At 52.5% G+C, this 11,617-nt stretch carries 14 protein-coding genes and 1 pseudogene; 7 read left to right on the top strand and 8 right to left on the bottom strand.

Going from position 1 to position 11,617, the window contains the following annotated elements:
* Positions 1-216 precede the first annotated feature (216 nt).
* The 8 genes and pseudogenes from ACOI7Z_RS26245 to parM form a co-directional block, all read right to left on the bottom strand.
* On the bottom strand, positions 217-984 hold the full coding sequence (locus ACOI7Z_RS26245) for a hypothetical protein (protein ID WP_001568044.1): 768 nt from the start codon (positions 982-984) through the stop codon (positions 217-219).
* A 53-nt stretch (positions 985-1,037) separates the two neighbouring features.
* Positions 1,038-1,457: a DUF1380 domain-containing protein gene (locus tag ACOI7Z_RS26240; RefSeq protein WP_004144453.1), complete on the bottom strand. Its 420-nt coding sequence runs from the start codon at positions 1,455-1,457 to the stop codon at positions 1,038-1,040.
* Between the two features lie 9 nt (positions 1,458-1,466).
* Positions 1,467-1,688, bottom strand: coding sequence for a hypothetical protein (locus tag ACOI7Z_RS26235; protein ID WP_001568042.1), 222 nt, complete (start codon positions 1,686-1,688; stop codon positions 1,467-1,469).
* Complete coding sequence (locus ACOI7Z_RS26230) at positions 1,688-2,389, bottom strand: DNA methylase (protein ID WP_001568041.1); 702 nt, start codon at positions 2,387-2,389, stop codon at positions 1,688-1,690. The genes ACOI7Z_RS26235 and ACOI7Z_RS26230 overlap by 1 nt, the downstream gene beginning before the upstream one ends.
* Positions 2,390-2,460: 71 nt before the next feature.
* Positions 2,461-2,630, bottom strand: a pseudogene (locus ACOI7Z_RS26225) (hypothetical protein); the annotation flags it as partial.
* A gap of 195 nt (positions 2,631-2,825) precedes the next feature.
* Positions 2,826-3,056 (bottom strand): hypothetical protein, encoded by a 231-nt coding sequence (locus tag ACOI7Z_RS26220; protein ID WP_009309993.1) that lies wholly within the window; start codon positions 3,054-3,056, stop codon positions 2,826-2,828.
* A gap of 60 nt (positions 3,057-3,116) precedes the next feature.
* Positions 3,117-3,788, bottom strand: a complete 672-nt coding sequence (locus ACOI7Z_RS26215) for a plasmid partitioning/stability family protein (RefSeq protein ID WP_004152354.1) — start codon at positions 3,786-3,788, stop codon at positions 3,117-3,119.
* Positions 3,789-3,790: 2 nt separating this feature from the next.
* A complete protein-coding gene (gene parM, locus ACOI7Z_RS26210) occupies positions 3,791-4,762 on the bottom strand; it encodes a plasmid segregation protein ParM domain-containing protein (RefSeq protein WP_032414078.1) in 972 nt (323 codons plus the stop codon).
* A gap of 231 nt (positions 4,763-4,993) precedes the next feature.
* Here parM and umuD point away from each other — a divergent pair, with 231 nt between their 5' ends.
* From umuD to ACOI7Z_RS26175, 7 genes are all read left to right on the top strand, one after another.
* Positions 4,994-5,425, top strand: a complete 432-nt coding sequence (gene umuD / locus ACOI7Z_RS26205) for a translesion error-prone DNA polymerase V autoproteolytic subunit (protein WP_004152352.1) — start codon at positions 4,994-4,996, stop codon at positions 5,423-5,425.
* On the top strand, positions 5,425-6,696 hold the full coding sequence (locus ACOI7Z_RS26200; protein ID WP_004152351.1) for a Y-family DNA polymerase: 1,272 nt from the start codon (positions 5,425-5,427) through the stop codon (positions 6,694-6,696). The genes umuD and ACOI7Z_RS26200 overlap by 1 nt, the downstream gene beginning before the upstream one ends.
* A gap of 400 nt (positions 6,697-7,096) precedes the next feature.
* Positions 7,097-7,993: a RepB family plasmid replication initiator protein gene (locus ACOI7Z_RS26195; protein WP_004152350.1), complete on the top strand. Its 897-nt coding sequence runs from the start codon at positions 7,097-7,099 to the stop codon at positions 7,991-7,993.
* A 321-nt stretch (positions 7,994-8,314) separates the two neighbouring features.
* Positions 8,315-9,520, top strand: a complete 1,206-nt coding sequence (locus tag ACOI7Z_RS26190) for an AAA family ATPase (protein WP_004152349.1) — start codon at positions 8,315-8,317, stop codon at positions 9,518-9,520.
* Positions 9,517-10,491: a ParB family protein gene (locus tag ACOI7Z_RS26185; protein ID WP_004152348.1), complete on the top strand. Its 975-nt coding sequence runs from the start codon at positions 9,517-9,519 to the stop codon at positions 10,489-10,491. Before ACOI7Z_RS26190 ends, ACOI7Z_RS26185 begins: the two co-directional genes overlap by 4 nt.
* Before the next feature lie 376 nt (positions 10,492-10,867).
* Entirely contained in the window at positions 10,868-11,200 is a 333-nt protein-coding gene (locus ACOI7Z_RS26180; protein WP_004152347.1) for a hypothetical protein, read from the top strand.
* A gap of 224 nt (positions 11,201-11,424) precedes the next feature.
* Positions 11,425-11,617: hypothetical protein (locus ACOI7Z_RS26175; RefSeq protein ID WP_020803365.1), on the top strand; the 193-nt coding region annotated here is incomplete at its 3' end.

Below are 11,617 nucleotides of genomic sequence, written 5' to 3'. Positions count from 1 at the left end.
CCAGCGAACTCCAGCCTCTGCGGCTGCCGGGCTAAAGTGAAGGCACGGCACAGCCAGCACACGGCACGGCGATAACAGAGGGTTGTGTTCACCCAAAAGGCCCGGAAACCGGGCCGGGTGGACGCGGAGCCGGCACGGCGACATCCTTATCGCACCACACCTCCTGTGCCGGCAGGCTGACAAGGGAGGGTCCCCCTCCCCTGACGCTCCGGGCTGTCACTCCTGAGTTCTGCTGGCGCGGGCCTCTCTCACCATTTCCCTTAAAACCCGGCGATCAAACCAGCGCCGGACCGGAGTGTCCGTAAAACGCAGCTGATCAGCGATAACCCCTGCGCTCCTGATAGTTTCCTCCCGCTCGTTAACCAGGGTGAGCAGGACCGGGCAGAATCGCGCATCGCGAATCAGAATGGCATCGAGGACCTGATCCAGCCTGTCGGTTTCGTCTTCGTCCAGGCAGTTATCATGATCATACTCCACGGCCAGCAAGCGCCAGTCACCGATCCGCCTGTCCATCAGACGGGGAGTGACGGACGGCGTCAGCGCGGCGGCGATGCGCTTCGTATCCCGGTGGACGATTTCCGATATCTGCGTGAGGGAGGCTTTCAGGAAGGCCAGCAGATCGTCACATTCCGCCGCTGTCAGCCACTCCTGAGCGTAAGGCAGGCGGATAACCTGACAGTCAGCCAGCCGCTCCGGATGCGGATATGCCTGCACCGGAAAGAGATGCAGACGGGCCGGGGTTCCCGCCAGCCGCCGGGCGCTGGCGAGCAACAACGCTGCCCGGCCATACGTCAGCGGCTGACAAAGCTGTTCCGTAAGCGTGAGGATTTCCACGCCACTGAGAGAGCCGCAGGCGGCAAGCCAGCCGGGTACGGTTTCGGGGGCGACGGGCGCCATATCAACAGTGTCGGGCCAGCCAGCCTGGCGCAGCATCCGGTCGCCGTGACGCAGAATAAGCGTGTTAAGGGTTTCTTTTTTCATCATTATCGTCTCTGTCCGGGTTATATCACCCCGCCGCGTGGCGGGGCGATCTGCTGTCAGCTTTTCAGTAATGCCCGCACTTTTGCTGTATCCGCCAGGCGGCGCATTACGCTTTCCGGCACCGGGAGATTGCGATCCCGTGCGGTCCATTCCCTGTCCCACAATGCCTGTTCGGCGGTAATCAGCAGGGTTTCAAGCAGGTCAACCGGCACAGTCACCCTCTGCCCGTTCTCTTTCACCTGGTCTATCAGTGCCATCACCAGGCCGGCTGACACGCCCGACTCAAGCCGTTGTTCTTCTGGTATAGCGTCCATGCGTTCCAGTACTGCCCTTACGTCATGTTCTGAAAAGGAATATTCCATCCCGTCAGCCAGCGCCTCAATATCCGCCGGGGTCCAGATAATCAGGTTCAGCGGGGTTTCTGCGGGATATTGCTCATTCAGCATCCTGCAAAGATCTTCACGGGTTCCGTACATGTTCTCTCCTCAATCCAGAAAGCTTTCATCGAGCATCAGTGCAATATTGAACGCCTCATCCATCAGGACGCTGAGACGTCGCAGACTGATACCGGCAAGCCGTTCCGCCAGTCCGTCGTACCGGTAGTGGTACGTGTCTTCCAGCACTTTCAGGGTGGTTTTCAGGTCGCAAAGATTGTTCGCCAGCCCGGCCATATCGCGGCGCAGGGCTTCGTGTCCGTCGTAATTCATTACGCGGCCTCCGGGAGCCATTCATCGTTCGCCGCCGGGGTATTTACGGCCCGGTGCATGGCGGCCAGTCGTTCGGTTCCGGCCCGGTGGTACTGCGCCAGCATCTCGATGCCGATATAGCGGCGTCCGGCACGGTATGCAGCGACGCAGGTCGAACCGCTTCCGGCAAACGGGTCGAGAACAATCGCGCCCGGGGCGCTGAATGACTCAATCAGCGGCTGTAGCGCCTCCACCGGTTTCTGCGTCGGATGCAGGGTATTACCGGTATACGGGAAGGGCAGCACATCCGGCAGCGGTTTAAGGGGCGGCACGGGGCGGCCTTTGGCAAGGACATAAGCCCCTTCATGGCAGTAGTCCACAAATCCGCGTCGGGCCCTGGCGTTACGACGGTTGGAGGCATAGTTTTTGGTGAACACAAGCTGGCCCACGGCATAGAATCCTGCCGCCTTCCACGCGGCCATAAAGCGGTCCACACGGTTCCAGCCGTAGAAGCTCACCATCAGTGCGTCTTTTTTAAGGACGCGGTACATCTCCAGCGTGGCCGGTTGCAGCCATTCGTCCGTCACATCCCCGGCAATCTGTCTGCCCTGACGGTCCTTAAAACCGACGAGGTAAGGCGGATCGGTCACAATAAGGTCCACGGCACGGTCGGGGAATCCGCGCATCACATCAATACAGTTCCCGAGAATGAATCTGGACATGGCAGCACTCCTGTAGTCTGAGGGGGCAGGAGGCATCACCGCGATACCGTTCCCTGCCGCACGCTGCCTGTTCATCGCGTCCGGTCACGGGTCAGGCCGACCGTGGAATACCGCAGCCGTCCGTCTTTTCGACGGCAAGGATATGCCGCGAAAGCGGCTTGAAGGGCGTTCCTTAAAAGGGCGAGGGACTGGCGCACACTCTCAACGACGCCGGGCCGGAGCGGAAAAACCGCCCGTCCCGTACCAGACCGGACGCGAGACACTGGCAGCGGGCGGCAGGCTGGCGTTAACTCCAGGCGAACGGGGAATTACCGGCATACCTGTCCACAAATCCGGGGCTTAAGATTGTGGATATCCTGAAGGCAAACGACGGAGAAGCGCGGGAGAACAGACGCCACCACGCCTGTTCTTTTTTTGAACAATCAGAAAATTTGTATCAGCGGTTCAGGGATTTATCCCCGGCCACAGACAGGCCAATATAGACGCCCGCCCCCCAGATGATCTGCGACAAAATGAAAACCCACTGCGGAACGTCGAAAACCAGAAGCGGAAGCAGACATACCGTCACAATGCCAATCAGCCGGCTGCCAAATTTTCTGCGCACCGGTTCACTGCTGTCGACGGGAATGCGGGCGAGACGGAGAACATTTCTGAATCCTGGTGACATGAGAACCTCCCTGGGATGCCAGTCATTTGAAATCGGTGTAGTAGTGGATGTGATTCGTTGTTAGTCACCGAATGCACGCCGCATATTTTTCTTTATTTCCCGGGTATCCGACCCGGACACCGGCGCGGCAGATGCTGTCGGCGTATCCGGTACTGCAGCTGCAGCCCTGTTCACGTCAGCGGTGCCGGCCATCTGCTGAACCAGTGCCTGCAGCTCACTGACCGAGGTGGGCGGTACCGGCATACTGGCCAGCAGGCGCGGCAGCTCCGGTGCCGTCGTGTGGAGGGCAAGACCGGTGATAATCAGGTTTCTCAGCAGATCGCCACGCAGACGGGATGACGCCTCCGTCAGCACACTTTCCACCCGTTCTCCACTCCGGCCATTCTGAAGCGTCAGGGTGTAACGCCGGCGCTGGTATTCCGTCTCCGGTGACACGGGCAGAGCAGCCCCACCATTTTCGGGCTCATCCGGAAGGCCGGTGAGTGAGGACCAGGTTCCGGAGACCAGGGCCATCACGGCGCAAAGGCGGACAGCGCTCAGCTGCCCGGCAAAGAACACCGGGATCAGCGCCGGTAAACGGGCATCCACCTGGTATACCACCGCCCCGGCGGTGGCGGCGGTACGGATGAACTCACCGCGCAGGGGCTGTGAGATGGTGCTGATGGTTGCCATCGCCGCGATGTCGGTGCGATCGTCGCTGTGCAGATAGAAAGAATACTGGCCGTCCGGCACGTTTAGTCCTCTTTATTGTAAAGGGCAATCTCCCTGGCCAGCGCCATCTGCGGATCGCCTATAACCTCGATACGGTCATGAGCCAGAGGCCAGGCCTGACGGATAGCTTCTTCTATGAGGGAAGCCCCTCCCCCGACCAGGAATACCCGGTTAACGTTCCTGAAGGCCGTCAGCTCACTGGTGACACGCGCCCCCAGGGAAGTGATTGCCTCTGTTATTTTGTTCCGAACCTCGTCAATTTTACCGGCATCGTTGATCACACGCTGCAGATACTGACGATCATTGCGGTTGCGGATGACAGTGTCAGCGATGAGGGCGCTGGTTTCGCTGTCTGCCGCACGCAGCGCGCCTGCAGCTGCGCGGGTGACCTGTGACACGCCGACAGACGGATTACCGTGCACCGCACTGATATCATCAAACTGGCCGACAATCACACCGGCATCGAGCGTGGTACCACCGAGATCGATAATCAGGGTGGTCTCAGCGGGGCCGGGTTTCAGCTCCGCGAGACGGGAGAACGCCGCCGGTAGTGATTCCGGCATCACCTTCACGTCCGTTACGGTAAATGCCCTGCCCTTATTCAGAACCAGCTCACGCATCAGGTTTTCCCGTTTGCGTCGTATGTTCTCCTCGTTCCGCTGGCAGTCCCCGTCGTAATACTCACTCAGGGGCAGCGTCACGGTCAGGCTCACCGGCTGCGGCTCCAGTCCGCTGTTCAGCAGCGCATGATGCACGGCCAGCAGGTTGAGATCACCGTACTGATATTCCACGTTTGTTGTCGGGATGGCATCCCGGCTGACGCTGTCCCAGGTGTATTTCAGCGTACCCACCTGATAGTTGAACGTTGCAGCACTGAATTCCGCCACTTTCCAGCCATGCCGGAAGGAGTTAGCAGAAACCCGGGTCTGCAGCTCGTTTCCTTCAAACCATGCCAGCTTAACATTAGTTGAACCATCATCGCAGTAAATATTCATCATTATGCTCCGTCAATTACACTCAATTTGATACATATTATAAGAGCAAAATGAAAAAATAAAAGCCTTATTTCTCATTATGAGTAAAACTGATGAATCAAAATGATATTAATGAGCATTTTGAGTAATTTATGTTACTCATACTGTTCATGTCGCAGGCGATCTGGATTATCCTCACGCTGTTAAATATACTGTATGCATAACCAGTATATTTAGACATCAGGAGGAAAGATGAAACTGCAGCTTTTCAGCACCGGGAAAGAACTCCCGCCACAGGCCCATCCGTTGTTTGCAGACCTGGCCAGCTGCGGTTTTCCCAGCCCTGCAGCTGACTACGTCGAGTCTGACCTGGATCTCCATGATTACTGCATACGGCATCCGAGCGCGACTTACTACCTTCGCGCCAGCGGTGACAGTATGTCCGACGGCAGCCTTTACAATGGCGATCTGCTGGTTGTGGACTGTGCCGAGAAGCCCCGGCATGGCGATATTGTTGTGGCCAGCGTGCAGGGGGAGTTTACGGTCAAACGGTTGCTGCTGACGCCACGACTGACGCTGCAGCCCATGAACGCCGCCTGGTCGCCGATTTATCCCGACCCGGACGATCTGGATATCTTTGGCGTCGTCACGCACATCATCCACCGCCCGAGGGAGATGTACTGATGTTTGCCCTGGCCGATGTGAACAGCTTTTATGCCAGCTGCGAACGTGTTTTCCGCCCGGATTTGAAAGGAAAGCCGGTTGTGGTGCTCAGCAATAACGATGGCTGCGTAATCGCGAGAAGTGCCGAGGCAAAGCCCTGGATCAAAATGGGTACGCCGTGGTTTCAGATGAAAAACGAAAGATACCCGGAAAAAATATACGCGTTCTCCAGCAACTATGAACTTTATGCATCCATGTCGGCGCGCGTGATGAGCTGCCTGGAGGAACTGGCTCCGGGGGTGGAACAGTATTCGATTGACGAGATGTTCCTCGATCTGACCGGTGTGGAGCACTGCATGGACCTGGAGGACTTCGGCCGGCAGCTGCGACAGCACGTGTATGACTGTACCCGTCTGACCATCGGTGTGGGCGCCGGACCAACGAAAACCCTCGCAAAATCAGCCCAGTGGGCCTCAAAGGAGTGGAAACAGTTTCGTGGTGTGCTCGCACTCACCCGGGGGAATCCACAGCGAACGCGGAAACTGCTTTCACTGCAGCCGGTCGAAGAGATCTGGGGCGTGGGAAACCGTATTGCACGCAAGCTCAATGTTCTGGGCATCAAAACCGCGCTCGATCTGGCCCTGACGAACCCGGCCTTTATCCGCAAAAATTTCTCCGTAGTCCTTGAGCGAACGGTACGCGAACTGAACGGGGAAAGCTGCATGTCGCTTGAGGAAGCCCCGCCAACAAAGCAGCAGATCGTCTGCAGCCGCAGTTTTGGAGAGAAAATCACGGAGTACGATTCGCTCCGCCAGGCTGTCTGTCAGTACGCAGAGCGGGCCTCAGAAAAGCTGCGTAAAGAGCGCCAGTATTGCCGGCATATTTCCGTATTCATCAAAACGTCTCCGTTCGCCGTTAAAGAGCCTTACTATGGCAACGTGGCCACGGAGAAACTGCTTACCCCCACTCAGGACACCCGGGACATCATTGCGGCCGCCACAACGGCTCTGGAGCGTATCTGGAAGGACGGGCACCGGTATGCCAAAGCCGGTGTGATGCTGAATGACTTCACCGGCTCCGGTGTTTCGCAGCTGCAGCTGTTCGACGAACGTCCTCCACGTCCTCACAGCGCTGAGCTGATGAAGGTTCTCGATGGCATTAATCATTCCGGGCTGGGACAGCTCTGGTTTGCCGGACGAGGGATAGCGCCATCATGGCAAATGAAACGCGACATGCTCTCCCCTGCGTACACCACCCGCTGGAAAGATATCCCCATAGCGAGGATCAGTTAAATTTCGCTTTTCAGAGAGAGCCAGTAGTGCTCGCCGCAGCCGAACGACAGGGCGAAGCCCGCGAGTGAGCGAGGAAGCACCAGGGAACTGCACGGATAAATTCTGCTTACGCTCGAAGTTAAATGGACAACTTATCCAGTTATCCACCGGGCAGATCCAAATATCTGATCCAGCAAAGATCCATATAATGATCCAAACAGATCCCGGTACGTTGAAAACCGCGCCATGCATAGGCTAACAGCCATTTCATGTGTTTATAAGTCGGATATTTGTGTTTGTAAATCGGTATTCTGTGTTTACAAAGCGGATATATGTGTTTATAAAACGGATTGCGCGTGTTTATAAATGGGATTACGCATGCTGTGTCTGTGGATGATCCTTTAACTGTGGATAAGTCCTTATGTATAAGAAAAGTGTAGATCTATCACTTGAATCGGTTCTCGTAGAAATCGATGAAAATAAGAAGCTCATGCCTTCCAGAAACGCTACTGTCCAGCCTGTAGCTTTGATGCGCTTAGGTCTGTTTCTACCTTCCTTAAAACGAAAAGGAAAGGACACAGAAAATATCAGTATTGATGCGAGTAGCGAACTTCAAAGCTTAGAGTTGGCAAGAGCCGAAGGTTATACAGACATCCGTATTACCGGCCCACGACTTTCGATGGAGACTGACTTCAAGGTGTGGGTTGGCATCATTCTCGCGTTTTCGAAATATGGCTTAAACAGCAGCACCATTGAACTTCCATTCAGCGAGTTTGCTACATTCTGCGGGTTTAGCTCAAAGGACAAAGATAAAGGACTCAGAACGCGCTTGGCCGACTCTCTTATTCGTCTTCGCAGCACAACTATCAAGCTTGCCTCAGAAAAGGATCGGAATGGTGTTGTATCTGGTCTGTTAAGTCGTGGTAAGTGGGACGAAAAAGACGACATCATGGAACTTACCGCCGATGAGTCTCTTTGGGAGCTTTATCAATTCGACCGTCAGGTGCTTCTGCAGATGTTTATAATCCGGCAACTTGCGAACAAAGGGACAGCACAGGCCCTATACACTTTCATTGAGAGCCTTCCTGAGCGACCAATACCACTATCGTTCGCGCGTATTAAACGTCGCCTAATGCTTACCTCACCCAATAACCAGCAGAATCGAGTGATTAACAAGGCTATAGACGAGCTTAAAGCGGTCGGTTATTTAGATGGCGATGTCGTTAAAAAGGATGGTGAATGGCACTTAATCATAACCCGTCGCACGCCTAGGCCAGACATTAAGGCTATGTCTGAAGCCTTAAAAGATGGAGAGTAAAAGCGCCTGACTGTGTTTGTAAAGCGGATATGTGCCGCAGTGACTGCGAGTGTTTGCTGTTTTCCCGGTAACACAGCATCAGCATCCGTTTTATAAACACATCTATTCCCTCTCATATTGTTTCCGCTTTGTAAACACACCTGTTTGCTCACTTCCGAGCCGATTTATAAACACATGTATCAGCGTTCAGCCTTTGAGTCACTCGCTGAACGTGCAACAAAAACACCAATATCAATAATTTCTTGCACGTCACGGTATTTGTTGTACACTCCGAGCTGTACAATCAATGTCCTCTACATTGAAAACATCATGGAGAACAGAATGAAACGAGATTACGGTGGAGTAGGCTCGATAGCGCGACGAGCTGGCATATTGCTTGAGTCAATGAGCCGGGACATTGAAGATCAACGCAAAGAGTTTAACCTTACAGAATACTTCCAGACATTTACCCGGAACGCAGTAGCCAAATTACCCAAGCTAAGCCGTCGCATCGTGGAGCAGGCCATTAAAGAAATGGAAGATGCAGGCTACGATTTCAACAAGAAACGCGTCGGAAATGTTGAGCAATATGCTCTTACAGTACAGAATGTTATTGATATTTACGCCCACCGCAAGATCCCGAAGTATCGTGAAATCCATCAATCGCCTTACGTTATTTTCGTCGTTAACTTGAAAGGTGGCGTATCCAAAACCGTATCAACTGTAACGCTGGCGCACGCGTTGCGAGTGCATCAGGATTTATTGCGTCACGATCTGCGTATTCTGGTTATTGACCTTGATCCGCAGGCATCCAGCACCATGTTCCTCGATCACACGCACAGTATTGGTTCCATTCTTGAAACCGCCGCGCAAGCGATGCTAAACGATGTCGATGCTGAAACCCTGCGTAACGAAGTGATACGGCCAACCATCATTCCAGGTGTAGATGTTATTCCTGCTTCTATTGATGATGGTTTTGTAGCCAGCGCATGGAAGGAGCTGGTTAGCGAGCACCTGCCGGGCGTAAACCAGTACGAAGTGCTTCGCAAAATAATTATCGATCGTGTGGCTGATGACTACGATTTCATCCTGATTGATACAGGTCCGCACCTCGATCCATTTTTACTAAACGGTTTGGCGGCAAGTGACCTTATTCTCACCCCTACTCCGCCGGCGCAAGTCGATTTCCATTCCACGTTGAAATACCTTACCCGCTTGCCTGAAATGCTGGAAACGCTGGAAGAAGAAGGCATTGAACCGCGTCTGGCTGCCAGTATTGGTTTTATGTCGAAAATGACTGGCAAGCCCGATCATCTGGTTTCACATAGCCTTGCTCGTGAAGTCTACACAAGCAGCATACTGGACTCTTCCCTGCCCCGCCTGGATGGCTTTGAACGTTGCGGAGAAACGTTTGATACGATTATTAGTGCCAACCCAGCATCTTATCCCGGTAGCAACGACGCGTTAAAAAAAGCGCGTACAGAAGCAGAGCATTTTACGAAGGCTGTGTTTGACCGTATTGAATTCCTGAGGAGCCAATCAGCGTGAAGAAAAAAATAGTAGCTCGCGGGCGAAACATTTTAGGTAGTGATAGCTCAGATTTTATCCGTAGCCTCGAAACCAAAGAAGCAGAGAAGGTATTCACCCTTAAGTCCGGTAATCAGGCCAAGTTCACCCTCTCAACCATTTTGAATGGTGATATTGAAGAGAAGACATTTGTGGATCCAGCTGTTAACGGTCGCGACCAAAGGTATGTAACCCCTGAGTCAGTGAGCGACATAACGCGAACTATCAACCTGCAGCAATTTTTCCCAGCAATCGGCCGAGTTATTAACGGTTGTATTGAAGTGTTAGATGGTTCCCGGCGCCGGGCGGCATGTATCTTCAGTGGCGCGAAATTCGAAATTCTGGTTACAGAAGATGAGATAAGTCTTGAAGATGCTCGTCAGCTTGCCAAAGACATTCAGACCGCGCGTGAGCATACGCTTCGTGAGATAGGTCAAAGATATCAATTTATGTACGCAAATGGCATGTCTAAGGATGAAATTGCGCGCGTAGAGGACGTCTCACCGGCAAGCGTTTCCCGAGCGTTTCAAGCTGCTTCTGTGCCAGCTGAAATGGTCGAGTTATTCCCGGTTATCAATGAACTCTCCCTTGCTGATTACCAGCTGCTGTTAAAAATTTCAGAGGACTTAGATAGCAAAGGTGTGCCTCTGTCTGATTTGCTCGGAAAAGTGCAGGCAGACATCAGTGCAGCAAAAGTTGAAAGCGTAAGTAAGTCGCTAATTATGGACTCTTTTAAACGCCATTCGAAGCAGCTGAAGCCAGCGCCAGTGAAAACTGTACAAACTGAAAAGCTACGTGAGTTTGAAGACAAAAAGCAGTTTGCCCGGAAGAAAACCGATCCGTCTAAACGCTTAGTGACCTATGAATTTGCCCGTCTTCCTGCTTCAGTTCAGGCTGAGTTAGATAAGGCCATCAGGCTGGTTATGGGCAACATGCAGTCCTTCGAAAAATAAAAAAATGTGGGAATTTAATGTGTGACTCCACTAAAAAGTTCCCACTACATTTTCAGCCCTAACTATCTAAAAAACTAGGTTTTTTGTGATTTCTTTCAGTATGAAATTCCCTGTCGCATCGCTTGTAGTTTTATAAAGCACAATGGCGTAATTTTTGGAGAAACAAAATCAATGGAACACTCGACAATTTCTGAAGCTCTAATTGGTGGTGTTGTTTGCGGCACTATCGCGGCCGGATTTATCTGGCAATTATTCAGACCTTGGAAACTTGAATGGCTCTGGTTAACCTGTTTTATCCTTACCTCAATCATTGTATTTTTCTTTGGTCCCTCTATGCCAAACCCATTCATGATGTAGAAGTACAAGGAGATGTGCCATGACCGTGAGGCTTTATTACAATGCAGTAGATAGACGAGCCCAAGCGAGCAATGAATGGCATGCTGAGTGGATAAGTAAACGTGGCTTGAAAGCTCGTCTTTGGACTGACAAGGCGATCAGTGAATTTCTCGGTGCGCCGCTCAGTGCAGGCCCGGTAAAAGCCTGGAAACAGAAGGAAGTGAAAAAAGTCGAAGCGACACCCGCTTTCAAAACATGGCTGGAACAACGTCGCGCATGGCTGGTTGCGCGGGGTAAAATATCCTCTGATACAGAGTTGCCTTGCCACCTGGATGCTCCGATAATTCCAGGTAAACAACATAAGGAATCATAATATGGACAAAAAGCCTCGCTATTCTGTCATGCTGGATGGGGATAGAACCGTCTATAGTGGAAATAGTCGGTTTGTCGCCTGGACGTTCTGGCTGATGAACCGCCATCGTAGGGCTATCGCATATGATTGCGGAGTTTGGGTTGTTGAACCAGCCTACTGGATCCGTGTCGTTTAATCTGCTTTTGCAATGTGCAGCTGCTTCATGTCATGCCTAAGGAGTTATTTTGAAATGGATTAATTTTTTACAACGTCTTTTACAACGTTTTTTCCCAAAAAAAAATGAAATAATTGAAGTGAAATACATTGAAAGGGATGAAACAAGAGTATTACCAGACATCCCTGAAAACGTCATAGCTGCCTGTCAGACTCTTCAGGTGAAGCTGGATTCTGTTAAGAATAATCCATTTTTGGAAATTA

It is taken from the genome of Klebsiella sp. C283 (genome assembly GCF_048822555.1).
GTDB lineage: Bacteria > Pseudomonadota > Gammaproteobacteria > Enterobacterales > Enterobacteriaceae > Klebsiella > Klebsiella quasipneumoniae.
This window is presented reverse-complemented; position numbering and strand designations above follow the sequence as displayed.